This is a genomic window from Halomonas sp. 5021 (genome assembly GCF_036663435.1).
GTDB lineage: Bacteria > Pseudomonadota > Gammaproteobacteria > Pseudomonadales > Halomonadaceae > Vreelandella > Vreelandella janggokensis.
In genome coordinates, this window is the sequence record NZ_JAXOVU010000001.1 from 240,772 (window position 1) to 266,635 (window position 25,864).

The following is a 25,864-nucleotide window of genomic DNA, read 5'->3' on the forward strand; positions in this document are numbered from 1 at the left end:
AAAGCAACCTATTACGATGGCATCAGCGCTTCTTCTCAACAGTGTGAGGGTGTGAAGTATGAGTCAAAACACACGGGAATCACTTTCGGCATTGATGGATAGCGAAAGTGATGAGCTTGAACTGCGCCGAGTGTTGAAGGCACTACCGAACGATGATGATGCCGCTGATACGTGGCGACGCTATCATTTGGCACGCAGCATGATGCGGCGCGAACGGGACGTGGATGTGAGTGTTGATCTTTCCGCTGGCGTAATGGCTCATTTGCAGAGTGAACCCACACCCGCGTCGGAAGACGACTCGATGGTAAGCCGTAGTGCTGGAAGCGTGTCTTTCGCACGTGGTGCCGGCGTGGCAGCGGCAGTTTCGCTGATGGTGATTACCGGCGTTCAGTTTTTCGGCAACAATGCCGGAACTGTCGAGCAGGGTGGTAATGAAGGGGTAGCAACCACTACGACGCCTGCCTCTAACCAGGTGCAGCCGGTCAATCTTGCCGCCACACCGGCTGTCTCCGGTGGCCAGGCAGCGGGCGCTGGGCAAAACGAAATGCCCATGTTCGAGCAGACCCCTTTTCGTATGAACGCGCAAGCCTCGGGCAGCGGCCTGATGAATGTCAGTGAAGGTGGCTTCGTGGGGCCTAGTTCCCAGCAGGCTGTCTCAGCCCAGCAAGGGACGAATATCGACATTGAACAACTGCGCATGCTGCAGTCTTATCTTGAGCAACAGACCCAAGGCGCAGCAGGATATCAAGCCGATCAAGGGTCGACGTTGATGCGGTCCGCAGGAGTGACAGAGCCCTTGGGCCAACGCTGATCAACAAAACGAGCGGCCAACATGGAAAGTGATAAATGGACGTTGAAAAGAGCTTCTCTCTATTTCAACGTCCATTTTTTGTGGGTGCCGATTGGGTGATCACTCCTCGGCGACTTGTGGAGAGGGAAGTGATGCCGATATTACCGAGCAAGACGTTTATTGAGCGCAAGGCGCGGGTAGTGGGCTACCACGACAAGGGGATTATCGTTGTAGCGACGGCATCGTCTGGCTGCACTCAATGCGCGAAAGGGCAGGGTTGTGGGCTGGGGCTTCTCTCGCGTCCCCGCTCGTGGCAGTTGGAAATAGACGTACCAGCATGTTGGGAAGGAGACCCCGTTCCGCCACTGAACAGCGAGGTAACGGTGGCGATAGAAAAAACCTCAGTGACTCGGTTGACGTGGTTGGTCTACGGGTTTCCGCTTCTGGCCGGATTGGTGGTCGCCGGCCTGGGGAGTGTGGTGAGTGATTCGACCTGGCTTGCCCCGGGGCTTTTTTTTGGTGTCTTGATGTGTGGCATGGTGGGTCTTAAATATGCGTTAGGTCAGCGAGCGGAGTTATTTCGCCCACGATTGATCGACGCACCGTGATGGATGGCTCGCTGTGAGCTGTATTAACTTGGCATGATAGTGTTTTTAGTAGGAGTTCTTGCATGAAGCGCTTAATGTTTTCCTCCACATTGTGGGTATGCTTTGTCGTGTTGTTCGCTTGGGGGCAAAACGCCCACGCCCAGGATCTGCCAGACTTTACCGATCTCGTTGAAGACGCTGCCCCCGGTGTGGTCAATATTTCCACTAGTCGCACGGTGCAGCGCGGCGGGCCCTCATTTGACAATTTTGGCGGGCAGGAGATACCCGAGATATTTCGCCACTTCTTCGGCGATAATTTTAGTGATCGTTTCCCGTCACCTCCAGGTAGCGGTCGTGGGCGAACAGAAGAACGCCAATCACTGGGCTCTGGCTTCATTATCAGTGAAGACGGCTATGTGATGACCAACGCCCACGTGGTGCAGGATGCCGATGAAATTCTGGTGCGTTTGAACGACCGTCGTGAATTGAACGCCGAGCTTATTGGCAGTGATCCGCAAACTGATGTGGCGCTTTTGAAGGTGGAGGCAAGTGATTTGCCCACGCTAGAACTCGGCGATTCCGACGAGCTTCGCGTCGGTGAGTGGGTGGCGGCGATAGGTTCTCCATTCGGATTCGATCATTCGGTGACCGCTGGCATTATCAGTGCGATCAATCGCACGCTTCCGCGGGATGCCTACGTGCCGTTCATTCAAACCGATGTGGCGATCAACCCGGGTAACTCCGGTGGTCCGCTGTTCAATCTCGATGGCGAAGTTATTGGTATCAATTCACAGATTTTCACGCGTAGCGGCGGGTTCATGGGCGTTTCCTTCGCCATCCCGATCAATGTCGCGATGGATGTGGCCGATCAGCTTCGCGAAGATGGGTACGTTAACCGTGGCTGGTTAGGGGTGATGATACAGCCCGTATCCCGTGACCTGGCCGAGTCATTCGGCATGGAAGAAGCCGAAGGCGCGCTAATCGCTGATCTTGACCCTGAAGGGCCGGCGGCGAAAGGCGGGCTTAAAGCGGGTGATGTGATCCTTGAAGTCAACGGCGAAACCGTGGACAGTTCGAGCAGTCTGCCGCGTCTGATCGGGCGTGTCGCGCCGGGCAACGAAGTGGACTTGCTGTTGATGCGTGATGGAGAAGAGCGCAGTGAGTCAGTCGAGCTGGGGACCTGGCCGAACGTTGAACAAGCGTCTGTACCATCGTCGTCCAGCGATAGTCAGGTACGCCTTGGGGTGTCGGTGGCCGAAATTGACCAGGAAACCCGTGAGCAACTTAACCTGGAAGGCGGTGTCATCGTGCGTGAAGTAGAGCCCGATAGCGTGGCAGCACGTGCAGGGCTGCGTGCAGGTGATGTGCTGGTGAGCCTGGACCATCGCAGCTTAACGTCGCCTGAAGAGCTGCGTCGCATCGTGGAGGAGTTGCCCACTGATCGAGCGATTCCGCTACGCCTCTATCGCGAGGGGCGCTCGCTCTTTGTGGCGCTGCGCTTTGAGTAACTGATTAACCTCTCTATAACGGCAGTCCGTTTTCACTTAACGGGCTGTCGTTTTTTTTGCTCTTTTTTTTGCACATAGCACCGGGACCGTCGTAACGGTACAATGGCGTCAAATTTCTACTGCGTATACCACAGCAAGACTGTTAACCGTACATGGTTGCGTACATATACCGGATAAAAACGGCCAATGACCCAAGAAACAGTTAGCAAAATCAAGCACATTAGAAACTTCTCGATCATCGCGCACATCGACGACTAACTACCAAGCACTACCCCTGCAAGACGCTCACTGCCCCGCACTAAACCATTGCATTTCCTGCCTCTTGCGCATTACTGCGCCCCACCAGAAAGCACAGCAAATCACTCCAAGGCACTATTAATATGTACATATCTGTGTACATAATCTCCCCCTTATCTGAAATATGCTGGGGAGCATGTACACATGGCGTTAACCGACGCTTGGCTTAAATCCGTGCATAGAAAGCAGCGGGAAAAAGCCATCGTAAAAACCGACCGCGATGGAATGAGCGCCCGAGTCTCGCCCACGGGGAAAGTGATCTTTCAGTTGCGTTTCCGCTACCAGGGCAAGCAGTCTCGGTTGGACCTGGGCACCTATCCCGCCATGACCCTAAAGGAGGCGCGCGACGAGGCCATTAAACGGCGTGGTCAGCTGGAGCAGGGTTATGACCCGCGGACACAGAAACAGGTGGAACAGGCGTCCATTGCTGCCGCATACACCAACGAAAGCTTGATTCGGGAGTGGTATGTTCGCTATTGCGAGCCAACCAAAGCGGGCGCCGCTGAAATCCTGCGCTCCTTCGAGCTGCACGTATTCCCAACGCTAGGCAGTCTGCCTGCTGACAGTACGGGTCTGCGGCCATGGATGGACCTGCTGGAGCCGCTGGCAGACATCAAGCCGCGCATTGCTGAGCGGCTACTGGTCAATACTAAGCAAGCGCACAAGTGGGGCGCACGGCGGGGGCTGATTGAAAGCCAGCCGCTTGCAGCGGCTAGCGCCACTGAGGATTTGCACGTTAACCGGAAGCGAATAGCGGGCAGGGCGCTTGACGATGACGAAATATGGACGCTATGGCACGCGATGGAGCGCTCACGGATGGCGACCCGGTCAAAAATACTGGTCAAGCTGGTATTGCTGTTTGGCTGTCGGCCGGGGGAGCTTGTTGGGGCAAAGCGGAAGGAGTTTGATTTTACAGCGGGGGTATGGACGATACCGCCAGAGAGGCACAAAACGGGGAAGGCTACAGGAAAGTCGCTCCAGCGCCCTATCATTGATGAAGTGGCACCGATGATAAAAGAAGCGATGGCGCTCTCGCATATTCCTGACATGCTTTTCAGCGGTGAGTCGTCAGATGTGGTCCTGCATAACAGCTCAGTCCTGTCCTATCCTTACAACATCATGAGAGCGGCAGATAGGCATTTAAAGCGGCCAATGGAACATTGGTCCATGTATGACTTGCGCAAGACAGCGCGAACGAACTGGTCAACGCTGGCCGAGCCGCACGTTTGCGAGCTAATGCTGGGCCACGTCCTACCAGGCGTGTGGCAAGTGTACGACAGGCACGACTATTTAGACGAGCAAGCCGACGCTTACCGGAAGTGGTACGCTCGGGTAATGGGGATTGTTAACGCCGATACGGCAGAGGAGGGGTGATGGACAAACTCACAGACGACGAGCTAATCGCCAAGCTGCGAGAGCGGCCCTATGACAGAGCCGCACAGCAGGCAGCGGATAGACTCGAGGAATTGACGGGCAGGCGCTAACGCAACGAATCCTTATCGTTGTGATACAGCCAGTAAACAAACCCAACGACGCCGACAACCGCGATGATCAGGCCGCAAGCTAGGACGACTAAGAGCGTAGACATAGGGACTCCTGTTTTTCAGACACAAAAAACCGCTCAAGGCGGCGGGGTTTGCTGCAGTTGTGGTCAGCGTCTAAAGCTTCATTGCTTCCCGGATATGCTCATCCATCTGTTCATCGGTCAGCCCAAGCGCTGCGCCCATCGCAACAAATTCCGGGTTCATGCGCTCCCATGTCGATGCGCGTCGGTACCAAGCGCTGGTTAATTTGCGCTGCAATGGGTCGGCGATGGCATCAATCGCGGCTTCGACTTGCTCATCTAGTCCCGCGATAATAAGCTGCTGCTCGCCCTGACGGGAAGTGACGCTGGCTGTTTCGCGCCATGCTTCTAGCGCGGCTTGCTCATCTTGGATCCATTCGCCGCTTACCCATTCGTGAAATTCGCTTGGGCGCTCGGTTTCGGCATAGCCCACGGGCGTTTCGTCGTCAGCGTAGATTTCCAGAAGCGAACCGTCAGCGGTGTTGTAAACTTTGCGCTTGTCGCTGGAAAGCAGCTGCAACGCACCGCCTTGCACGGCAACGCGCTTCCCTTGCTGGGCGGCTTCAATGGCTTCCCTGTATTGTTCGTCCGTGATTTCAATGCCGCCTTCTAGCGGAGATTTTGATAGCTGGCCATTCGCTGCATACGGCATTATTTGATCCTCATGTAATACGTGGCCTGTATACGCTTGACGTTCGTGTGATCGCCGGCTCGAGCGCTCGGAGAGTTTGCCGAGTCGAATTGTATATTTCCGCTTAACCCTGTATTTGATCCATTCCCCGCATCAACCGGCGCGTCAAAACCCCCGTCAGCAGTAAATACACCACCGGTGTCCTCTGTTCTAAACACGACGCGGTTGCTACCTATGCGTAACAAAGAACCAGTGATCCGCTGCATCTGATCGTTTGCTATAGCGCCTGCAGTTGCGCCAGGTGCTAAGTAGCGATTTTCCGTGTTGACTAAATGCACGGTTTCGCCGTTCATTGGGCTGTTAGCGTCGTCTATTACAGCCGTGGCTACAAGAAGAGGCGCGGAACCGGTGATCGTCTCACTGATTAGTTTCCCTTCGTTGTATCCGCCTACGCCGTCTTCGCCCGCCGTGAGCTTAATAAATCGCGCGGGGTCAGGCTCTTCGGCACCTGCTATGTTGGTTTGAACTGCAAGGTAAGAGCCGATCGGCAATCCTAGATTGGTGACACGCCAGCCAGTATTAGCAGCGTTGCGCTCTTTCATTAATTGGTTCGCAGTATCAAACCATGCCATAAAAGGAAAAGTGACAGGCGGTGCGGTTGGGCCGCTGTTCTGAGTAGCTAGCGCTTCAAGCTGCGAGTTGATGTCTGCGCGGACTGTCGCGCCGTCAGCGTTGGCCACATTAAGATCTGACTGTGCCATTAGCGTGCACCCCCGTATTTTTCAAACCAATCAGCCCACGCTAGGCATTCATCCGGCAGTGGGCTGCCCTTTTCCACCGCGCGAATCATTAAGCAAAGCGCGTGATACGGCGACACAGGCGGCCGCCCTGGCTTGCCAAGCCCATGCCCTACCGGAATAAACGCGCCTTCCATTAGTCGGTAACTGCCATCACACGGTAGGTCACCGCATTCAACGTCACCCTTGGCGGGCTTGGCTTTCTGCTTGCTGCCAATCAGCAGCCCTTTTTCATCGAGCACTGCAATTCTGGGCATTATGCTAACTCCTCTGCGACCACGCCGAGTTCATCGACGCGCATGTTGTAAGCGGGATCACGGCTGGTTAATTGAACGCGGAATTGAAAAGCGCGGGCTTCGAATTCAGCGCTATCCAGATTATTCCAAACGGTCCAAGTTGGACTGGCTAGTGGGTCATCATCTGTGTGGCGCACTTGCACACGCGCATCCGCTTGCGCCTGCAGAGTGCCGTCGAAATCCTCCCAGGTGTCGATCAGGTCGGTACGTTCATCTATGCGGTCGAGCACATTAATTGCCGTGGCATCAATGACGCTAGTGAGTCGCACGCGCCGCAATGCTCCGAAATCAAAGCCGCCGCTAAACGTGTAGTAGCCCTCGGTACCAATCCCGCCGAAGCTATCGAGCGCTGAAAGGCTGTCAAAATCCTGAATATCATCGAACTGCCCAACCGCTGACAGCCAAAGTGAGCCATCAATTGCGGTAACGCCTGATTTAGTGCCAGGGAATAACGGACTCTCTGTCACTGAGTCGAGATTGGCGAATGCCAGCACGCTAGCTTGCTTGGTGCTAATCGCTGCTATCTCAGTCGATGGTCTGCCGCCACTGTCGTAGACGCGGGCGAGGTAGGTGCCGCGCTTTAGCGGCAATACCGCCGTCGTGCTATTACCGTTTGCGGAGTCCCCGATAGAGGTGCTGTTGTTCCACTGCGCGACGGTGGCGTTCTCGGCCTGCGAGTGCCGGAACCGAATTTCCCCGCCGATGCGAACATCTATGTCGGGCGGTTGATCCCATCGCAGAAGCGCGGAACCCCCGAACGCCGAAATTGTCAGCCCCCGAAGCTCTTGCGGCGGGTTTGTCGAACCGCTAACAATCTGCGCATTGATGTAAGACCAGCGCCCCGTGACCACCCTAGCCGGATCAAGCCATCGAACGCGGAAATCGTACGTTTCGCCCTCGTTTACCTCGCCAACCCATATCTCCGTGCCGTTGCGGCGGGCTATCGACGCCTCAACGAACGGCTCCCCGGTGCCGCTAGGCCGTATTTGCGCATCGGCTACTAAGCCCGGGTATTGCGGGTTTTCCAGTGCTATAGCAGCGTGCGGCGTCAGCGTGCTGCCAAGCCCCACGGTTAACACGGTCTCGCCAGTGCGGACGCCCGTTACCATAGCGTCCGGAATGGACTCAATAGGCGTGATGCCCGGGTCAAATGCGGGAATCTCGCCAGTGTCGCTGTCGTAGACCTCAGGGCTGTAGGGAATTAGCACGAGGCGGGCGACGAGATCCGACTGCGGCTCGATGGAGAGCACCAGGGCGTCGACCGTCTCTTTGCCGGATTCGCCAAACCCGAACAAATCACCGGTCATTGGTGCTGAGGCGGCAGGAATCGGAACAGCAAAATCGACAATATGGTTATCGCCGTCGACTGTTACCAGCTCACGTGATATAGCCGCATCGCCTACGGTGCGAATAGACACGCCGTAGGTCGTGCCTGCTTCCATGCTCAGCAGTTCATCAGAGACGAAGCCTGTGGCATTGCCGTCGACGTCGGTCAGCACTTCCTTGATGCGCCCTGATGCCAAGCCGACGAGAAGTACATCGTGGGTGATCTTGACCCAAGAGCCTCGCCGAGCAACAAGATGCTCGAAATCCAGATTCAGCGTCCAGCGTTCAGGGCGAAGGATCGCCTGGGCAAGGTGAAAGCGCCCAAACTTCCAAATATGTGCCGGATCGGTAATGCCCGGCGCGTCCAGTGACTCGAACACCTCCGCGTTGCTGGCGTTGTAGCCATCCGCGTAGACGATGCGCTCGTCCTGCTCATACTGCGACTCGCGCGATGAAAAGCGGATGCGGAAGGCGTCAGGCGGATCAGGAAAGGTCTTTTCTGCCTCGAATCCCCAGCTATTGCGCGGCGTGAAGTGCTGCACCGGATACGGCTGCGGCTTATCAACGACAACGCCCCACTTGCCATCTCGTTGGGAAGGCGATGCACGCCCCGCAGCAGCAATGTCGGCCAAGGTCTCCCACACTGACGCTTGGAAGTCCCGAACCATGTTGAACTCGAAACCTTCCTCGTTGCAGTGCTGAGCCCAATCCTGAAGTCCATCGATATCAATACGGCTATCGCTCAAGCCTCGAGCATTCGCAGCGCCTTGAAGCACATGGCGGTAAAGGTGAGCGGGGTTGCTGGTGATGACCTCGTTGCCCGTCCATACGCTTTTGACATAGCTTGAAACGTCAGCCGTCAACTGGTCAACGGTGCCGTTTAGCTGGTCAGTTGCCTTAATCGATAAAGCTGTCACAGCCACTGGCTGATCAAACTGGATGGGGTTGTCGTCAGTGATTGTTCGCAGCGCCGACCATACGGTGGTGTCACTTGTTTGCGGATCGTCGGTGTCGCTCGTTACGCGCCGCAGCTGTACCTCGTATTGGCCTCTTGGCACAGACCAGCGGAAACCATGCCGAATAGCTGACGTGCGCTTATGAGTAAAGCTAATCTCCCGGTTGCCTGTCGAGGAGATAGAAAACCAAGAAGAAGGCGTTGTTGCGTCTGAAAAGCTGGGGATTTTCCAATCGATCTCCCCGACTTGCCGATAAGCGATTTGAACGCCGACCCGGCGTGGTGCTCGGTCGCCTGCATCACTAAATTTCGTCAGGCCCTGCGGGAATGCGATGTCAACGCTCAGCTCGTCGGCATTTGATCCCGATGTGCGCACCTGCCAGCCTTCATCCTGGCGAAGGCGTATCCCTAAATCTTGCTGTACCACCTGGCTGGGAAATAGCGTTAGCGGCGCGTCGCCCGAGCGCCCTTGGCGCGTCTCCACGCGCACGCCCTCGAATGACGATAAAGGCGTGTCGTCGATGCGTAAATTGGTTATCTGTAGCGGCCCGTATCCCCACACGACAAGCATCCGCAAATACTGGTCGTCGCCCAGCACCTCGGTATAGCTTTGGGCTGCCAGTGGCGGCACATGCCGATGCTTACCCAGCACGACCGGCACCACGCCGAAAGGCTTGGCCGTGTTTCGCGCACCTTCAATGCTGAGCGTGGCGCTATCGCGTTTGCTCGTGCCGGATCGACCATCAAGCGAGGGCCCGCGAATCGGGGCGATGGCGTTGACGAGCAGGTTGCCGCCCACAGCTACAGCGGCCCCTAGAACGGCGGCACCTCCTGGCACGGCGGACGCCAGGCCACCAAGGGCGGCCCCGCTTGTGACCGCAGCGGCTGCGGCCACTACAGCAATCGTCAGAATCGTGCGGAGCGGGTTTTTGCTTCCACCACCACCCCCGCCCTGAGGTACAACGCGGATGGTCACGATGCTTGAAGACTTAGGGCGAACCAACGCCCAGCGCTCACGCGGCACGCGAACATCACCCACAAAAATATGGGCGTGCGCACGAAGGACGGGGTCTGGCTGTGCTTGCTCGAGGATATCAGTCAGCGTCATGCCTTCCCGGGCGGACACCGGCGCGAGATCAGAGCGCAGCGGATGATTGGCGGCGATTACCTGCATGGGCGCTCCTTCGGTCTGTAATAGCCTTCCACGCGGAAGTCGGTGGCGTGCTGGACGGTGGTTTCGATGCCATGTTCGACGTGCATAATCTGACCGTCGCCAAGATAGATGCCTGCGTGAATAGCTCGGCCTCGCCGGAAGATCACCGCCACGTCCATCGGCTCTGGCGACTCAATGCGCTGCCAGGTCGTGCCGCACTCGCGTGAGAAGATGCGCTTCAGCCGCTCGATGTCCTTGAGCGTCGTGTACTCGCCGCCGTAATCGTCCAACTCCAAGCCGCTGATCCGCCGGTACGCCTCGCAGACAAGCCCCCAACAGTCGTATGCGTCTGGCCCACGGCCATGCGGCCGGAAAGGCAGCCCAATGGACTGTCCGACAAATTCATTAAGCGTCATGGGTGCCTCGGGTCAGAAAAGGGCAGGGAAGCTCGCGGGCGTGAACGTGCCGGCCGGATACGGCTCGTCGGTTAAATCCTCGAGGACAAGCTCGCCTGATACCTGTTGCGCGTTCCAGCTCACATTGCGCAACCAGAAATTCGGCCAACTCATCTCGACGGTATCCGGCGCATCGGCCCGTATGATCTCGATCATTACCGAGGGCGAGGTGCGTATGGAGCGCACGGCCTGGGCGATTTCGCGTGACACGTTGTCGATGATCAGCCGCGCACGGCTGGGCGCATCGTCCGTCTCGTTCGGCAGTTTGACGTCGAACGGGAAGGGCAAGAACTCGTCGCCCCGGCTGACGATGGCCTGAGTGTTGAAAACAACGCGAATAGACGGATTGATGTCAGGGTGCGAGATGGTCAGCAGCGGCAACCAGACGTCGCCTGTCGCCTCAGCAAAGGCGGATTCACGTAGGCTCATGGCAATACCTCGATCTCAAGTGACAGCCGCCAGACGCGCCTTGCTGGGTCTTCGTTGCCGCCGATGACCTCGCTTTGGTATTCCTTGATTCGCACCTTAGCCGCGCTGTCATCTACGGGGTCTGTCCAGTCAAATTGCAGCGCCCCCATGGCCAGTTCGTCATCATGAAAGGCGAGAAACGTCTGCATTTCAGAGCCGTACAGCACCATGTCGCCCGAGTAATCCACGCTAACAGCGGTGAATCGGCGGCGTGTCTTGGCGGGGCCGGTGTCGGGCTCTGAGCGAATCATCCCTTTCTGCGCCTTGCGAGAAGCGCCGATGTTGAGGCTTTGCGGTAGTGAGGCGGGCCAAGTGGGCATATTGATTTTCCTTCATGCACAAAAAAGCCCCGAATGTTCGGTGCTAGGGTTTGCCGCGTGACTGCAATTAAGTAGGCGGAATGTCAACGTCGTAGCCCGCCTCACGCGCATTTCGAAGCATGCTTTCAGTGAACATGCCAACGAACTCTTTTTCCATGGAAGCAATATGGTCAAGCGTGTCGCTAGTCAACGGGCCCTGGTGTCGCAATACCGCAATCACTCGGGCTGATGCAATACCTGCTTCTCTCGCAATGTCGTAGATGTCCTCGCCTTCAACTGACGGCTTATCGGCAAGATAGTAACTGTTTACTACATCTAGCACCCTGGACTCGAATTCACTAATCTGCATATCAGCCTCTTCCTGTTAGCGTACGCTGTGCGCCAAACTTGTTTTGCATGGCGCGCTGGGTCTGCGAGCCTGATTTTTTTATGTTGGCCGCCACCCCCTCATCAAGCATAACAAGCCAGTCACGGCCACCACTAGCGTTTTGACGCTCCTCAGTCCTAGCAGACATGCCTGGTGGGGTGTGAATCTCTACGTTGAACTGGGGTGCAACCGGCCTTCCTGATGAAGCGCCACCCACATAGCCGCCCTCGGCATAACCCTTGCGGTTGAGGCTTTCGAGAAAGGGGCGAACACCAGGGTTATCGACGACGCTTTTCTTCACCACGAACTCGCCCGCGTGGACGATGCCCGCCGGATCCATCTTGGCGCCAGGGCCGGTGTAGCCGCCTTCGGAATATGTAGCGCTTCCGGCCCATCCGCTGTATGAGGTAGCACCGCCCCCGAAGCCAAACATGCCGCCCCAATCTAGGCCGGATATGGTTTTAACAAACGGGTCGCTGATGCCTTTGCGCACAGAAAGTCGCAGAATGTCTTGGTAGATACCATCCAGCACATCACGGAAACCCTCGCCGTTGACGATCGCGTTCTCAAACGCGCTCTCGAACGTCAGCCCCAGGTCGCGGGTTGCGTCGCTGAGCTTATCCACTTCGTTGACTGAGTTACCGGTGAAGCCGTAGGCCTCTTGCCAGTTCTCGTCTGAGCGCTGCGCATCTTGCAGGCGCTGCCATGCATCCATATAGCGCTCAATGCCAATGGTGCCGTTCATGAGCGCTGTTTGGAGCAACATCTGCTCGCTGCGATACTGACGCTGGGCGGCTTCAAGCGGGAATAGCTGTTCTTCTAGGGAGCGTAGGGAGTTGGCGAATTGATCGGCTTGGCGTTGGGCTTCTTTTGTGCTTCCCGATGCCTCATTCACCCCTTTGCTAACGCCGCTAGCTGCCTGCTCAACATCGAACAACCAGCCTGAAAGCGGTTTAAATCCTAAGCTTGATGCCTGGCTAGCAGCCTCTCCGCCTGACCTAATAGCCTCGGCAGATTGTCGCGCTGCTTCAGCTTGATGGCGTAACGCTTCGGAGGTATTTTCAAGAGATTCAACAGCAAGTCCTTGGGGGTCAATCAGCCCATTTCGAATTGCTTCTGCTTGGGCGATGAAGTTACCACCAGCAGGGCCGAGCAGATTGCCGACATTTTCGAGTAGATTGGCAAAGGTTTCATCGAGGTAATTCAGTGCTTGCTGTATCGGAACCAGGCCTTTGTTGATTGTATCGGCTGCGCCTGCCGCAAGCCCTGCGAACGCCTCAACACCGGTCGCGCGCATATCTAGAAAGCTCGCCTCTATCTCTAGAAGACCTGCGCTCAAGGTGTTTTTCATTCCAACAGCTTCTTCTTTAATGCCGTATATCTCAGCTATAAAGGCATTACCCTCGGCATTAGCGTCTTGGAAAAAGCCAATAAGATCATCAAATGCACCATTTTCAATAGCTGCTGTAAGTCGCTCGACCGAGTCAGCCGCTCTGTCTATTGACCCGCTGAAAGCGTCAGTCGCGCCCGCGTCGCCAATAGCTATATAAAGCTGGTAAACGGAATCCTGCAGGTTCGACATCTTTCCGCCCAGCGTGTCCATTTGATCGGCCATGGCGCCCGCAAATTGGTTTTCGCCTATGCTTTGCAGGTACTCGCTAATAGCCTCTGAGCTGTTGCGAACAGTAGTCTCCACGCCCTGAAAGGTGAATGTAATTTGATTGCCTTCCTTACTGGCACGAATACCGAATTCCTTTAGGCGTTCGAACTCACCTGTGGTGGCATCTGCTACCGCCTCCACCATTTGCATCATGTCCTTGCCCATGGCTGAGGCGGTGTTGCCGAACGAGCGCAGCGCGTCATTGGTCGGGTCTAGCCCCAATGACTTCATGCGAATAAAACCCTGTACCGACTGCTCCAGCGTAAACGGTGTTTCGCTGGCAAACTCTAGAAGTGATTCCCACGCTTGGCCCGCTGCATCGGCTGAGCCGGTGACAGTTTCTAGCGATGCTTGAAGCTTTTGAGCACTACTGATAGCGCCAAAGGTGTTACGTGAGAACTGAGCTAGGCCTAGGCCGGCCAGCGCGCCAGAGGCCAGAATAGCCACGCGGCGGACGCTATCAAGACTGCCCGACATGTCGCGCATTGAGCCTTGCGCACGGTCGCCAGCTCGCTCTACGCCCTGCAGGCGATCTTCTACGCGCCGTAGAGACCGTTCCCCTGTGCGACTATCTATCTGTAGCTCTAGGCGAGAGGAATATGACACAGGCTGTCTCCAGGCATAAAAAAAGCCCGCATAAGCGAGCTAGTAAATAAAAGCCCGCCGAGGCGGGTTGTATTCCGATGTGCAAAGCTATATCTCGCACCAATATTTGCCGAGCTGCTCAAAGCCATCTCCTCTAGCAGCGACGGCTATATCAATCATCTTCACCAGCACGCGGCCACTGCCAGTGGCGAACTCTCGAACATCTTCGCAAACCGACATTGCGTAGCCGTCTCGGTTGTTGCCGTTATCTAGAACGCCAACATAAACATTGCCGCTACTTGTAAAGGCGACGTCTTTTACCGTGCTGTAGCTCATCAGTTGGATTCTCAGGCTCTCTTGATCAACTTGCTGAGCTTGAGCACCGCCTGCAAATGCCAGCGCGATAAATGCAATAGCTACCCATTTGGTCATAATCCCTCCTCAGTTTCCCCAATCGTAGCGCAGGCGGGAGGGGAGGGGTAGGGCATGTATTAATACACAGTCTGCATCTCGCCTACGTCGACTGATACTCTCTACGCTCACCACAAGCTAGGAGATTTACCAATGTCGAGTCCTGATTACTTGAATCAAACGATACAAACGCTCATAGCGATGGGCGTATTTATGAGAGAGATTGATGAGGCTAAAGCGAAATCCTACCTTGGCGGCGCAGTAATTGCGGCTGCGAGGGATGCTGAAATGGGTGACGATATCCCAAGAAAGGTTTTTGAAACTGTATTTCCTGGAGAAAATATTCCTACGGCAGTCTCTGACGATATTATGGATACGCTAGTGAACCGGCAGCTTAGGAAATAACAGCCTGTCGAGCAGGCTATCTGAAATAAGCACTCTGCCAGTTGGGAGTAGCATATAGCCCTTACTCCCTTCTTCTCGGGCTGCTAGTGATTTAAATAGAGAAGACTGCTCAATCTCTCGGCTGAGGCTTTTTAAAACCTCTGCATCGCTATGTTTTTGGGCAGACTTCTCTGCTTTGCTTTGAGCGGTTTGACTTTTCATCTGTCGACCTCCAGAGGTTTGTTCGGGCAATTCATGCCCTTTACTTGGCTTTCTTCCCTTGCTTACTATCCCGCCACTTAATCCAGGCGTCATCCATAGAGCACACAACTACTACCGCCTCATCAGGCTCAGCAGCGAGCGACAAGGCGTTCACAAGGGCGATAATGTCTAAGGGGCGCAAGGGTAAGGGGTAGCCATGCGTGTAAGGCCTGCCGCGCTCAGCGAGCGAGTAGACATCAAGCCAGAAGGCGGTACGACTGTCTATCTCGGGCTTCTCAAACTTATCAGCAATGCCCAGCTTTGCCGCAATCGTTGCCAGCTTGGTCTCCTTGCCTGACGCTCGCAGCTCATACTCAAGCGCGGCTATTGCTTTTTTTTCTGGTTTTCCAGGTCTTCGCGGCGAAAGTTGGCAAGGTCGCTGGCCTCGTTCAGAATACGGCCAACTAAATCAGGGTTTTCTAGCATCACTTCAACGGCATTTTCGACGCTGTAAGGGATGGTCTTGTCGTTGCAATCTACCACTTCTCGCCAATCCCTCAATATGCCGGTGGCGATAGCTGTGTAGAGCGCTTCCTGCTTGGCTTGTGGCTCTTCTTGTTTGCGATAGCCGCAATCCTCAAGTGCCTTTTCGTACTCGGCGCTGCCAGCTCGCGCCACCTTGAATTGCCCGCCCAGGATATTTACCCATGTGCCTTCGGTGAATTTAGAAGGGTCGTTGCGCTTTGCATTGAAGCTCATTGATCTATCTCCGCTCCGCGAATTAAAAAAGCGCCAGGGTCGCGGTAAGCCCTGACGCTCGAAATTAAGCCGTAAAAAAGCCCGCTCGGGGCGGGCTATGCACTTTCGAAAGAGGTCTTGCTAGAAGGGCCTCGGCTTTCCATGTCCTGCGCTATATCCAAGCCTGATTTCTGCTTCTCTGCGTGCTGCTAATGCGTCTTCCATAGTGCTGAAGCTCCCAAGGTGAGCTTTCTTTCCGCGCTCTTTGATGTAAGCGTGCCAAGTCCCTGATGGCTTGTGCAAATGAACGCCTGTAAACCCGCTGGTGTTGTTTCTGTATTTTGAGAGATTGCTGCTATTGCCTGAGCTATCAACAACGCGAAGATTTTCAATTCTGTTGTTGGTGCCATCTCTATCAATATGGTCGATCTCGCCTTCTGGCCACTTTCCGTATATGTAGAGCCACGCCAGTCGATGAGCCCTACGAAGAGACCCGTCAAACTGAATTATTCTGTAACGATAACCATCTTTTCTCTCCCATGTGTGCCCAGCTTCCTTGTTTGCAAAACGGGCATTCCAAGCATTACACGCGCGCTCAGAACGAAATAGCTCGCCAGACCTTGTTCGCCAGAAAAATATGCCGGTAGCCGGGTCGTAGGAAAGCAGTCTTTGAAGCAGTTTCTGTTTTTCTATCATAACGTCGTCACCGTTATCGTCATTTGAAGGGGTGCGGCAAAGGAGTGACGTGCTCCCGTTTCGGCCGCTAAGCCTAGCCGCACGCTAATATTCTACTGCATCAAGTCTTATGCAGCCAATGTTCGAGTCACCTTTACCGGCGACAGTTTCGCCGAGATATTAAGCTCGACCTGTACGATTGACTCGTTATCACCGTCGGGTAAGTCTCCATCGACCTCGGCCTGCGGCACTTCAAAGATGTACTCGTTACCGGCGGCATCTGTTAGCGGGAAAACCAAGCTAATCGCCTCTCGTGTTAAAGTGTTCTTCCACAACTCAAATGACGCGGCAGACCACGCGACTGTCACGGAGCCGGTAATATTGGCGCGGGTAGCAATCAGCGCGCCGGGGCCTGCTTTGCCAAGGCAGCGCTGCACCTGCATGGTGTTATCGATCTCAAGCGACAAGGCAGAGATGCACGCCTCGCCCGCAAGACTTGCGCCGTTGATGGTGATGTCACCCACGCTGGTCGCTGAGCCAAACGGAACGGTCGAGGTCGGTGCATTGATCGTGCCGCTAGCGGTCGGGTCGGTCGTGCCGTCCTCATAATCCAGGCCCATGCACGTAAACGAGCCGGTGACCTTGCCTTCCTCGGGAATTTCCAGGCTCATCGAGCCCACATGGACGCCACGGAAGGTTGTCCAGACGCCAATGTCCTTGTAACCCTTCACCACCGTGAAGGTGTGCCGGTCGGAGCCGACCTCCAGAACATCGGTTGCCCAGGTGCCGTAGAACGCCGCCTCCAGCAGGTCATCAAAGGTCAGGGCGGACAGCTCAAACGAAAGATCGCCCGAGTAATCCAGCGAGGTGATGATATTGCCGCCTGACATGCGGTCAGCGCGGATCTCGTCAGACTGCTCGGTGCCCACTGTCGGCGTCATGCTATTGCCGGTCAGGCGCAGGGTGTCATATGCGGGCGTGGCAGGCGTTTCGCCTGGCGTGGTTTCGGCTACGATGTACGTAACGATCTGCGAACCGCTGCTCATGGTGTTCTCCTATGGCGTTTTGCGGGCATAAAAAAGCCCGCTCAGTGCGGGCCATTGGGGTGATTTGTTTGGACTATCCGGCGCGGAAGGGCACGCTGACCAAGTACATATACCAACCCGAATCAGGGCCGACCCGTTGGACACTAGCCGTTAGCAGCTCAAGGCCGCCACTGCGATAGAACTGGAAGTGCTCGGCAAGTGAGTCAGCCAGCAGGGCGGCAGGGCGCGAGCCTTTGTCTTTGTCGGTGAATATTTGAAAGGTCAAGAGCCCAGTACGGCGAATGCCCGGCTCCGAGCCTTTGTAGGGTGCAGAGCTGTTGCCATGCTGTATGGTTGCTCTGGCCCAGCTTTGCTTAGCCTCAATCGCCGCTATCAACTCTTGAGACTGCGGCGCGCCGTCATACTCGACGGGCACGCCATCCCAGGAAGCCAGTTTTGACTCCACCGCAATTCGTATCTGCTCAAAAGTCACGGCCAGCCGCCTCTTTTAAATCGTTAAAGGTGATGGCATATACGCCCTGGGGTGCCTGCTTAGAGGAGCCATTTTCTAAGGGCGGGCCGTACGGTGAATTATTTTGAACGTAAATAACGGCGAATGGATTATTTACTTGCCCGATAATCTGGAAGCCATCTGATAGGGTTTTGTCACCAGCGCTATCAGTAAGGTCTTCGTCATAGGCATTATCAGGAGAGCCAACGCTCACGCGGTGGTTACCCCTAAAAGTCCCTTCATCAACGGGACTTCGCTCAATCACACCCGAAAACCCTTGCAGGGCAGCAGCACGCAGCCGCTTGTTTTGAGTCTGCTCCACTTCCCGGGCGAATCCGCCGAGCGGTTTTGACCATGCCATAAGCACCTCACGTCTTGCGTAGCTGGGCCGTCCAGGTGGCGCTCGCCGGATCCTTTCGAACGTCCATCACCGCCAGGCCGTTGATGACGTCATCAACCTTTGGTGATTCCGGCGTATCGGTCACCTCGCCGCTCTCAGTGCGCCATATCTCGTTTTGCAGCACGGTCAGCTTGGTATCGGTGGCCATGATGCGAGTGCCGTCAATCTCGAATGAGCGGAAGCCGCCGAATACCCCGCGTCCCTGGTAGCCGATGATCGTCTGCGGGGTCTCGCCGGTGATCGGGTCATATTCGCCGTCGACCACCTCACGCTCGCAGGTGAATGGTTGGACCGCATCAGCCAGGCCGTCAACGTCATCGAACGCCTCGGCAATATCTGCCTGTAGATCGTCACGTAAGCTCATGCGCGCCTCACGTCAAAGGTGGAGCCGGAGCTAAGCCAGGGCCGAAGCAGGTCGAGAACAAGCCGCATGGTGCCCGACTGGCGATTGTCGCCGGTCGTATACTCGGTTTCGCTCTCTACCGTGTCCGCCTTGACCCGTTTGCGCTTCACGCTGCCAGTGGTTGACGCGTAGAGCTCACCCTTTGCCGCTTCCTTGGCCAGCAACGCCCCTGCACGCTCCACAGCGCTCGGCACAGGGTCATCGGGCAGGTTGCGGGCAGACAGCCACACATTGGCTTCCATAACGGCTTGATCGGCATCGCCGTCACCCTGCCAGCCAGCGCCAAGCAGTTCGTCGGCTTTGGCGACGGTGATGTAATCGCTCATGACTCAGGCTCCTGCTGCCGTGCTTGCTCTCGAATGCGGGCTTGCTGTTGGCGACGGTAAAAGTCTGACGACGCCAGGCGGCGCTTTGCCTGTTTTGTTCTCGGCTTATTGATGCGAGCGGGCATAGAACCTCCTGACGGGAATAGGTGGGCGGCTTTCACCGCCCGGTAACATTACTTCTTGGCGGCTTTACGCTGCTTGTTGCGATATTCTGCAATCTCTTTCTGCGTCACGCGCTGACCGGGGATGAAGCCGTCTTTGTTGCGCTTAGGCGCTGGGCCTTCAGCCTGTTTGTTCTCGTTGGCGTCTGCCATGTCAATTACCTCTCATAAAAAAGGCCGCTCAATGGCGGCCTGATTGGGTTTTACTTGTATCGCCAATCTGGATAGTTTGGCGAGGATATGCGCCCAAGGATGCCGGAATGACTCATCCCAGCGAACCTTGCGCACTCAGCCACTGACTGGAAATCCCCTGACGGGCAGCTAACAGGCTTTTCGCCTCCAGGCTTAGCAAGCCTTTTGGATACCGCCTTCTCGCCATCCCAACCACGAGCAATCCGCATTGAAATAGTGTCGGGCAGCAGGCCTGTTTCTTCAGCCCATTCAGCTATAGTCGCAACCCTTCCAAAGGCGGAAATATTACGGCTATTGCGCTTGTTTCGAGAATTACCTTTGCGCGTTATCCATCGGCAGTTCTCTGGGGAATAATTCCCATCATTGTCTTCCCTGTCTATCTGATGGCCCATGCTTGGCGGTAAGCCCATGTCAGAAAAGAAGGCTTCGTACGAGTCGCGCCACTGATCACAAACACTGATGCCGCGCCCGCCGTAGTCAGCAAAGCGCTTGTCTAGCTGGCTGTAACAGCGGCGCTTCATAGCCTGCCATGTGTAATAACACTTCTTTTCTATGGGGCTTGACCTAACGGCATTACCTGAATGGCCGTGGCTTTTCCTTGTCAGACCTCTGACGGCATTGGCGCACGCCCTGCATCTAGTCGTGTTGCCGGTCTTTAGATTGTGTTTCTCAACATCAATCATCGCCCCGCAAGAGCATTTGCATGAGGCCATCCATTTGGCCTTTCCGCTTGAGCGAGTTCCGGTAAACACCGACACGACTGTCAGCTCCCCAAACACTGATCCCGCAAGCACGCTAGTCATTAAATTCCCCTGAATAAACTACTCAGGGGAATCATAGCGCGAATACGTTTTACTTAATACATCTGTCTTTAATTGTGGACAAAGAAGGCGATACCGACCGACTCACGCTCAAACACACGCGTCCAGTTAGCCGCCAGTTCAAACTCAGCAGCGGTAGGGGACTGTCCGGTCACAGTGGTTTCTGTCCACTGGTAGCCCTCGGGGTGGATCAGCCACTCCTTACGCTCAACCAGGGTTTCAACGCCTGCGCCGTTACCAGCAAGCTCGTCCATCTCGACTGCGGTCGGATACTTCGGAGAGCCTTCGCCGTAGCCAAAGGCGCCCGCCTTGTACAGCACAGACACGTACTTGAAGCCAGAAACGGAACCGGCAATAACCGGCAGCTTCTTGTCTTCAACGACGCGGTAGCCGTTATAAGTCGGGATCATGACGCCAGTATCCGCATCCTGAATGAACTCGATGGCCTGCTGCTTGATCATCTGCGTCATGGTGTCCGGATGAACGCCCAGCAGAGTAAGGTCGCTTGCTGATTCGCCCATTGTGGCGCGAGCATCAACAAAGCCATCAAACGTCCACTTGTTGTCAGCAGTGACAGCGGCGGAGTCTTCAACGGCTACATCAAAGATCATGTCGCCAGTGCCAGCGTCATTGTCTTCAAAGATGCCTTGGGTAGCGCCATGAATGCGGGCAGCAAAACGCTCCTGCCAGTAAGCAGACGTACGCGATGCAATCTGGCGCATCGGGTCTTCTCCGCCTGTCAGGCTGGATACAAGGTTGGCAGACTGCCAGGAGTTGTTGATGAACAGCTTGCGGGCCACCATTTTGCCGGTGCCGATTTTCTCGGGGGTGGCGTAGGCTGCCGGGTCATCGCTGGACATGTTCTCGTTGTCAGCGTTGAGGTCTTTCCAGTAAGGAATGGTGGTAATTTCGCCTTCGCCATTGGCTCGGGCCTGGAGCTGCGGGTTAGTAACTGCAACGCCAGACGCGATATAGGCGTTCTTGGCGGTGCGGTCTTCCTGCACGTAGGACAGGTAAACATCGGGATCAAACTGAACATCGGATAGGCGTACGGTAGCCATCGGGTATTACCTCTTATCGGTTTTGCAGGGCTTTTCGGAAGCCCTCGGGATCGTCTTGCTTGAACTTGAGCCGCTCGGCGTCGTTCATGTCGCTGAGCTTCTTCGTGACGGCCCCGCCGCCGCTCGAGCCTGGGGCGCCGCCCCCGCTCGCCTTGCTGCCATCCACAAGGAATGGGTATTGCTGTGATAGGTGCTCGCCCAGCTGCTTGGCGCTCCACGCCTCGCCATCTGGGCCATTGATCTTGATGCCTTCTGGGGTGTGACTGATGAACTGCTTGGCTTCTTTGGTCAGAAGGTTGTAGCGCTGAACGCCGCCGGTTGCCTCTTTGTCGATCAGTCCGGCACAGATGGTGGCCGCTTCGCTATCGCGGGCGCTGTTCGCTACTTTGTCGCGTAGCTCGGCCAGCTCCTTGTCTGTCTTCTCTGCGCGCTCTCGCTCGCTCTTAGCTAGCTGCTCCCATTCCTGCTGCTTTTCCAAGCGCTCGCGCTCTTTGCGCTCAGCGTCGGATTCGAATTCTTTCAGCTTGCGCTTGGCCTCGGCGCGCTCTTCACGCTCCTTGCGCAAGGCTTCTTTCAGCTCCGCGCCGTCGTCGATGCCCTCGACTTCAAGCTGGTAGCCGTCGCCTTTCGCGGCATAAAGCGCTTGCTGCGCCTCGTCGAGCGCTTCGAATTCTTCCTTGGTGATTTCAAACTTAAGTGCCATCAGTCGCTCCCCGAGCGTTGGTTCAGACGCGCCCCGCGCGCCCATAAAAAAGCCCCGCTCGAGAGCAGGGCTGTGTTGATTCTGGTTAGTGGTGTTAAGCGTTAGGAGTCAGACGACGAAGCTCCATTAGCGCATCATCATCCATCGTGATATCAGCCGTATGGTCTGCGCCGATACCGATACATAGGTCACTGTGCGGCGTTGCGTACTGGCGAGCTGCCGGTGCGACCGTTACGCGCTGTAGATTGCGCTTAACAAGCTCGGCTAGCAGCTCAATGTCTGAATAGTTATCCATGATTTACTCCATCGTGAGGTCGTAACGCTGCCGGAGTTGGTCAAGCGTCAATGTGCGGCCCATGTCGTCGGTGAATTGGTCGATCTTGATCTGGCCTGAGCGGAACAGCTCGGCACGGCGTGGCCCTAGATAGTCATCCTGAAACTCTCTCGACTGATTACGAAGGAATCCGCCATAAGTGAGCTGATTGCTTACCGGACCATCCATGGAGGCGCGCTCGCCTTGCGTGGCGATGCGATACTCCTCCTTAATTACTGGCACGCGAATGCTTCGGCAGTTATGTGTTATAATGCCGGATGCAGAATAAACTCCGTCTCCGCACATAAGGTTAAACACATGACCGCTAAAACTCCTTCTGCCGACCTCGCTCACTGTGTCGAGCTCCTCCGTCAAGGGGTAAAGCCCCCGGAAGTCTCCCGCATAACTGGCATCAGCCGCTCCGTCTGCTACCGAGCCGCCAAAGAGCACGGCGTCGACACCAGTAGAAAGCCCCGACATAAATCCCTCGATGCCGATATGGTCATCAGCATGTGGGAGGCGGGCAGGGGTTCGGTCGGCATTGGCAAAGAGCTTGGTGTCTCTGCCAGCGTCATCAATAACCTGCTGATTGATTCTGGGCGTAAGCCCCGCAACCGGTCCGAGCAGCAGCAGGCCCGCATGGATAATGCGAGCCCTGAGGAGGTCGCTAGACTCACCGCCAAAGCTCACGCCGCATCTCTCGGCCATGTAAAAACTGAAGACGAACTCCGCAAACTCGCGGCCAGCAGATTCGCCAACCAAAGCTCTCGATCCAGTTACCTTGAGGAAACGTTTGACGAATTGATGCGCGAGCGTGGATACCATGGCATCCGACAGTTCGCTATCGACAAGTACAACGCCGACTTCCTCTTCGGTAACGTCGCCGTGGAAATCTTCGGGGGCGTATGGCACTGGAACGGGCTGCATGCGGCCAGAGCTGAGGAGCGCATCAAAACGATCCTCAATAACGGATTCCACTTGGTCGTCATTGCTGCTCGCTCTCAAGGAGTCAGTGCCGAGACTGCTGACCACGCGGTCGCCTTGCTTGAGGAGCTTGGCCGGGATGAATCCCCTATCCGTCATTACCGGATGATTGCCAGTAACGGTCAGCTCGCGATTGCCCAGCGTTCGGATGACGATCACTTCACCATTGAATGGCCGTTTCGTAACGTACGAGATAGCGCCACTGGGCGTTACGTCGCAATCAGGAAGGACGCATCCAAAATGTAGCGGCGGCATAGGGCCACGGCCTAGCGGATGAACGGACTGGTCATGCCCTGCGCATTGGTATGTGGTGGATGAATCCAAAGTGGCCAGGAAACGCTCACCTTCCAGAATGTCGCGGTTTGCGCCATAGACCTCGTTGCGGGCAGCGCCGCCTATGCCGTTGACCGCCGTGCGAACGACCGTCTCTGCCTGTCTGCGGCTGCGGGTAGTGACCAGTTCGGCCACGCCCCTCGCCATTTGCTGCTGCGTCTTGCTCTCAAGCACACCCGCTTGCACGACACGCATGGCATCACGCCCAGCGGCCTCGCTAAACTCGTCCCACATTTCAGGGATCGTCAGATTCTTAACGGTATCGCCGCTGACCAGGCGTAACTTCCGGCGCGTGGTGATCGCGCGAATAGCATCAAGGTCCAGCCCTTCGGCAAGATCGATCGACACCGATGCGCCTAGCAGCTTCTGCGTGAACTCGGCTTCCTGTACGGCAAAGTCTTCAAGCTCAAGCACGCCCTGAATGTCGCCGGTAGCGGTGGCGACCAGCGCTTGAATATCGCGCTCCAGGGCGACCATGCGGCCCATCTGGAACTCGGTGGCCTCGGCTGACTGGATGCGCTTACGCAGGTCTTTTGCGAGCTGGCGGATGATGGGAAGGGCGGCCTTGATTTGGCCGCCTGCAAAGCGCTGATTGAGGATTTGATGCCTGACCAGCCTTTCCAATAACTTTACGTCTGCCGTCATGGGTCAGGCTCCAGGCGTAAAAAAGCCCAGCGTTATAGCTGGGCTAGTGGTGTTCTTGTTGCAATCTAGCCGGCCATTTCAGCGGCGGCTCGAACGATGGCGCGGCGGGTTTTGCTTAGCTCGTCTTGCGTGGCCATATCTGCATAGCCATCAAACTTTGGACTGATACCTAAAGCAACCATCAGCCGAAACGCATCACCGTCGTCAAAAAGCGGGTCCCAAATATTGCTGCTGTACCTGTCGTGCTTCAGGTTGCCATCGAAGTTGTATCCAGCAGCCCTGGCAGCACGCTCCAGTAATTCCTTATCGGTCATAACGTCGCCTCTCGCTATCGCCTTGGAGGTGTGGCAGGCGGTAGGCGTTACCGCTTTTCGGCTGTACAGGCCTAGCCACAAGCTGATTTTATCACAGCGCCCCTATGGCAGTCCCGCCAGCCTCAACGTCAGCGTCAATATCCTCGTCGCTGCGATCCGGCTCGATGCCACCCGTCTTCCGCCGCCAGGTGCGGTAGTCGCTCTTGGCGATCAGGCCACGATCAAGCTCTTGAATGCGGGCCATAACGTCTTGCGGGTCAGCAGTGACGTCATAGAACTGACGCGACAACTCGAACTCGATCTCACCGGATCCGCCCATGAAGGCCAGCGACCACTCCAGAACGTTGCGGATGCCATCGGAGACGTTGCCCGCCACACTAGACAGATTGGCCGACTCGGAACCACTGCGCTCGCGAACTGATTCTGCGGTTTCATTGGATGCGCCACGCTCGATCAGTTTGGCCCCCAGAGCAACCATATCCTCTCGGCGCTGCTCCATGAGCTTCAGGGGCAGATTGCGCTCTTCGGCCTGCACCATGGCCATCGTGCCGCCACCTCGCGTCTGCACGCCTCGACGAGCACCGATACTGATGCCGTTCGGGTTAAGCTCCGTCCATTCGTCAGTGGACGTTTCGCCGATGTCGATGTGTAGAACCGGCTGCCCGCAAATGTGCGCCGCTTCCTCAACCGTGGCGCTGTTGCGGTACATGGCAATGTTCTGGTCGGCAATGTCCAACAGCAGGGGCGGATCTGGCGTCTCGTTGTTGTCCACGGTGCCGAGGAACTGGAACGGGATCTCCTGCCAGGGCGAGCCGTTCGCCTGACGCGGCATGACCTTCTCGCCTGCTGGCTGATTATCGCGATAGACCTGCTGAGTGTACTTGCCGTCTTCCAAGCGCAGGACGCGATACTGCCAGTCCCAATCCTGTTCGAATTCGTCGACGTCTTTGGCCCAGGGCTCACGCAGCACTACAAGCACCAACGTCTCGCCATCGCGGCGCCAGTTGACGATGCTCGGGCTTGAGTAGTGGCGAAGCGTCGCCTTCATACCCTGCGTCTGCTCCCGGGTCAAGCCGTCCTCGGCTTCGGGATAATCCACCAACACGCCGTGGCGGCCACTGGTCATCAAGCCGGACACATTGCCCCGCGCAAACTGAACAAGCGACATGCCCGAGCCATCTGCGTCCTCCTCCATGTAACCAATGGGCGAGGGCAGCGTTACCTCAGGGTCACGGCGGAACACTGCGCCCAGCAGGCCATCATGCGTGCTGCGGGTGACACCTACCCAGACAGCGCGCTCTTTGTACGCCTTGTAACGCGTGTCAGCGATCTTCTTAGCGTCACCAGTGAGCGTTTCGTATTCTTCCTGGGGATGCGGCAGATACAAGAAGCCGCGACCCTTGATAGCGTCAGACCCGGCGACGGCATCCCGCACGCGCCGCGCTTTCTGCTCGTGCGCTTCATAACTGGGATGGAGGGTATCGACGGGCATGGTGATTCCTTA

The 25,864-nt window shown here is 56.2% G+C and carries 33 protein-coding genes; 6 read left to right on the forward strand and 27 right to left on the reverse strand.

All coding sequences use genetic code 11. The features are described 5' to 3' along the window. The first annotated feature begins 58 nt into the window (after positions 1–58). The 4 genes from R3F64_RS01145 (at position 59) to R3F64_RS01160 (ending at position 4,556) form a co-directional block, all read left to right on the forward strand. The gene (locus tag R3F64_RS01145; RefSeq protein ID WP_085918792.1) at positions 59–811 is read left to right on the forward strand and encodes a sigma-E factor negative regulatory protein; all 753 of its coding nucleotides are present in this window, start codon (positions 59–61) and stop codon (positions 809–811) included. Positions 812–942: 131 nt separating this feature from the next. Beyond that, positions 943–1,398 carry a SoxR reducing system RseC family protein gene (locus tag R3F64_RS01150; RefSeq protein WP_332609262.1) on the forward strand — a complete coding sequence of 152 codons (456 nt, stop codon included), beginning with the start codon at positions 943–945 and terminating at the stop codon, positions 1,396–1,398. Between the two features lie 62 nt (positions 1,399–1,460). Next, complete coding sequence (locus R3F64_RS01155; protein WP_199283441.1) at positions 1,461–2,885, forward strand: DegQ family serine endoprotease; 1,425 nt, start codon at positions 1,461–1,463, stop codon at positions 2,883–2,885. 441 nt (positions 2,886–3,326) lie between these two features. Further along, complete coding sequence (locus R3F64_RS01160; protein ID WP_332609265.1) at positions 3,327–4,556, forward strand: tyrosine-type recombinase/integrase; 1,230 nt, start codon at positions 3,327–3,329, stop codon at positions 4,554–4,556. 284 nt (positions 4,557–4,840) lie between these two features. Here R3F64_RS01160 and R3F64_RS01165 read toward each other — a convergent pair whose 3' ends face one another. From R3F64_RS01165 to R3F64_RS01210, 10 genes are all read right to left on the reverse strand, one after another. Then, positions 4,841–5,398, reverse strand: coding sequence for a hypothetical protein (locus tag R3F64_RS01165; RefSeq protein WP_332609267.1), 558 nt, complete (start codon positions 5,396–5,398; stop codon positions 4,841–4,843). Further along, on the reverse strand, positions 5,398–6,138 hold the full coding sequence (locus R3F64_RS01170) for a hypothetical protein (RefSeq protein ID WP_332609269.1): 741 nt from the start codon (positions 6,136–6,138) through the stop codon (positions 5,398–5,400). Before R3F64_RS01170 ends, R3F64_RS01165 begins: the two co-directional genes overlap by 1 nt. After that, the gene (locus R3F64_RS01175) at positions 6,138–6,431 is read right to left on the reverse strand and encodes a hypothetical protein (RefSeq protein WP_332609271.1); all 294 of its coding nucleotides are present in this window, start codon (positions 6,429–6,431) and stop codon (positions 6,138–6,140) included. Before R3F64_RS01175 ends, R3F64_RS01170 begins: the two co-directional genes overlap by 1 nt. Then, positions 6,431–9,925 (reverse strand): host specificity factor TipJ family phage tail protein, encoded by a 3,495-nt coding sequence (locus R3F64_RS01180; protein ID WP_332609272.1) that lies wholly within the window; start codon positions 9,923–9,925, stop codon positions 6,431–6,433. Before R3F64_RS01180 ends, R3F64_RS01175 begins: the two co-directional genes overlap by 1 nt. Continuing rightward, positions 9,916–10,320 (reverse strand): NlpC/P60 family protein, encoded by a 405-nt coding sequence (locus R3F64_RS01185; protein ID WP_332609273.1) that lies wholly within the window; start codon positions 10,318–10,320, stop codon positions 9,916–9,918. Before R3F64_RS01185 ends, R3F64_RS01180 begins: the two co-directional genes overlap by 10 nt. 12 nt (positions 10,321–10,332) lie before the next feature. Further along, positions 10,333–10,788, reverse strand: a complete 456-nt coding sequence (locus tag R3F64_RS01190; RefSeq protein ID WP_332609274.1) for a DUF1833 family protein — start codon at positions 10,786–10,788, stop codon at positions 10,333–10,335. Further along, a complete protein-coding gene (locus tag R3F64_RS01195) occupies positions 10,785–11,147 on the reverse strand; it encodes a hypothetical protein (RefSeq protein WP_332609275.1) in 363 nt (120 codons plus the stop codon). The genes R3F64_RS01190 and R3F64_RS01195 overlap by 4 nt, the downstream gene beginning before the upstream one ends. A 67-nt stretch (positions 11,148–11,214) precedes the next feature. Continuing rightward, positions 11,215–11,496 (reverse strand): hypothetical protein, encoded by a 282-nt coding sequence (locus R3F64_RS01200; protein ID WP_332609277.1) that lies wholly within the window; start codon positions 11,494–11,496, stop codon positions 11,215–11,217. Position 11,497: 1 nt separating this feature from the next. Beyond that, on the reverse strand, positions 11,498–13,660 hold the full coding sequence (locus R3F64_RS01205) for a tape measure protein (protein WP_332609278.1): 2,163 nt from the start codon (positions 13,658–13,660) through the stop codon (positions 11,498–11,500). Between the two features lie 207 nt (positions 13,661–13,867). Then, positions 13,868–14,191 (reverse strand): hypothetical protein, encoded by a 324-nt coding sequence (locus R3F64_RS01210; protein ID WP_332609279.1) that lies wholly within the window; start codon positions 14,189–14,191, stop codon positions 13,868–13,870. A gap of 132 nt (positions 14,192–14,323) precedes the next feature. On the opposite strand from R3F64_RS01210, the gene R3F64_RS01215 reads away from it, so the two are divergent. Further along, entirely contained in the window at positions 14,324–14,575 is a 252-nt protein-coding gene (locus tag R3F64_RS01215; RefSeq protein WP_332609280.1) for a hypothetical protein, read from the forward strand. Here R3F64_RS01215 and R3F64_RS01220 read toward each other — a convergent pair. Further along, positions 14,549–14,776: a hypothetical protein gene (locus R3F64_RS01220; protein WP_332609282.1), complete on the reverse strand. Its 228-nt coding sequence runs from the start codon at positions 14,774–14,776 to the stop codon at positions 14,549–14,551. The genes R3F64_RS01215 and R3F64_RS01220 overlap by 27 nt on opposite strands. Positions 14,777–14,972: 196 nt before the next feature. Here R3F64_RS01220 and R3F64_RS01225 point away from each other — a divergent pair, with 196 nt between their 5' ends. Next, complete coding sequence (locus tag R3F64_RS01225; protein ID WP_332609284.1) at positions 14,973–15,113, forward strand: hypothetical protein; 141 nt, start codon at positions 14,973–14,975, stop codon at positions 15,111–15,113. Between the two features lie 26 nt (positions 15,114–15,139). Here R3F64_RS01225 and R3F64_RS01230 read toward each other — a convergent pair whose 3' ends face one another. From R3F64_RS01230 to R3F64_RS01305, 16 genes are all read right to left on the reverse strand, one after another. Continuing rightward, the gene (locus R3F64_RS01230) at positions 15,140–15,514 is read right to left on the reverse strand and encodes a hypothetical protein (protein WP_332609286.1); all 375 of its coding nucleotides are present in this window, start codon (positions 15,512–15,514) and stop codon (positions 15,140–15,142) included. A gap of 120 nt (positions 15,515–15,634) precedes the next feature. Beyond that, complete coding sequence (locus R3F64_RS01235) at positions 15,635–16,189, reverse strand: HNH endonuclease signature motif containing protein (protein WP_332609287.1); 555 nt, start codon at positions 16,187–16,189, stop codon at positions 15,635–15,637. Positions 16,190–16,296: 107 nt separating this feature from the next. After that, positions 16,297–17,214: a phage tail tube protein gene (locus R3F64_RS01240; RefSeq protein WP_332609289.1), complete on the reverse strand. Its 918-nt coding sequence runs from the start codon at positions 17,212–17,214 to the stop codon at positions 16,297–16,299. Positions 17,215–17,287: 73 nt separating this feature from the next. Then, positions 17,288–17,686 carry a phage tail terminator-like protein gene (locus R3F64_RS01245; RefSeq protein WP_332609291.1) on the reverse strand — a complete coding sequence of 133 codons (399 nt, stop codon included), beginning with the start codon at positions 17,684–17,686 and terminating at the stop codon, positions 17,288–17,290. Beyond that, positions 17,676–18,065, reverse strand: a complete 390-nt coding sequence (locus tag R3F64_RS01250; RefSeq protein ID WP_332609293.1) for a hypothetical protein — start codon at positions 18,063–18,065, stop codon at positions 17,676–17,678. The genes R3F64_RS01245 and R3F64_RS01250 overlap by 11 nt, the downstream gene beginning before the upstream one ends. A 7-nt stretch (positions 18,066–18,072) precedes the next feature. Beyond that, on the reverse strand, positions 18,073–18,468 hold the full coding sequence (locus R3F64_RS01255) for a glutamate 5-kinase (protein WP_332609295.1): 396 nt from the start codon (positions 18,466–18,468) through the stop codon (positions 18,073–18,075). Then, positions 18,465–18,833 carry a DnaT-like ssDNA-binding protein gene (locus R3F64_RS01260; RefSeq protein WP_332609297.1) on the reverse strand — a complete coding sequence of 123 codons (369 nt, stop codon included), beginning with the start codon at positions 18,831–18,833 and terminating at the stop codon, positions 18,465–18,467. The genes R3F64_RS01255 and R3F64_RS01260 overlap by 4 nt, the downstream gene beginning before the upstream one ends. Beyond that, positions 18,830–18,958 carry a hypothetical protein gene (locus tag R3F64_RS01265; protein ID WP_332609299.1) on the reverse strand — a complete coding sequence of 43 codons (129 nt, stop codon included), beginning with the start codon at positions 18,956–18,958 and terminating at the stop codon, positions 18,830–18,832. Before R3F64_RS01265 ends, R3F64_RS01260 begins: the two co-directional genes overlap by 4 nt. A 48-nt stretch (positions 18,959–19,006) precedes the next feature. Then, the gene (locus tag R3F64_RS01270; protein WP_332609301.1) at positions 19,007–19,147 is read right to left on the reverse strand and encodes a hypothetical protein; all 141 of its coding nucleotides are present in this window, start codon (positions 19,145–19,147) and stop codon (positions 19,007–19,009) included. Between the two features lie 50 nt (positions 19,148–19,197). Beyond that, a complete protein-coding gene (locus tag R3F64_RS01275) occupies positions 19,198–19,707 on the reverse strand; it encodes a hypothetical protein (protein ID WP_332609303.1) in 510 nt (169 codons plus the stop codon). Between the two features lie 350 nt (positions 19,708–20,057). Further along, positions 20,058–21,068 carry a hypothetical protein gene (locus tag R3F64_RS01280; protein ID WP_332609305.1) on the reverse strand — a complete coding sequence of 337 codons (1,011 nt, stop codon included), beginning with the start codon at positions 21,066–21,068 and terminating at the stop codon, positions 20,058–20,060. 13 nt (positions 21,069–21,081) lie between these two features. Continuing rightward, a complete protein-coding gene (locus R3F64_RS01285) occupies positions 21,082–21,771 on the reverse strand; it encodes a hypothetical protein (protein ID WP_332609306.1) in 690 nt (229 codons plus the stop codon). 94 nt (positions 21,772–21,865) lie between these two features. Next, positions 21,866–22,066, reverse strand: coding sequence for a hypothetical protein (locus tag R3F64_RS01290; protein WP_332609308.1), 201 nt, complete (start codon positions 22,064–22,066; stop codon positions 21,866–21,868). A gap of 3 nt (positions 22,067–22,069) precedes the next feature. Further along, entirely contained in the window at positions 22,070–24,046 is a 1,977-nt protein-coding gene (locus tag R3F64_RS01295; RefSeq protein WP_332609310.1) for a hypothetical protein, read from the reverse strand. A 65-nt stretch (positions 24,047–24,111) separates the two neighbouring features. Continuing rightward, on the reverse strand, positions 24,112–24,360 hold the full coding sequence (locus R3F64_RS01300) for a hypothetical protein (protein ID WP_332609312.1): 249 nt from the start codon (positions 24,358–24,360) through the stop codon (positions 24,112–24,114). 91 nt (positions 24,361–24,451) lie between these two features. Beyond that, positions 24,452–25,852, reverse strand: coding sequence for a DUF4055 domain-containing protein (locus R3F64_RS01305; RefSeq protein ID WP_332609314.1), 1,401 nt, complete (start codon positions 25,850–25,852; stop codon positions 24,452–24,454). Between the last annotated feature and the right edge of the window lie 12 nt (positions 25,853–25,864).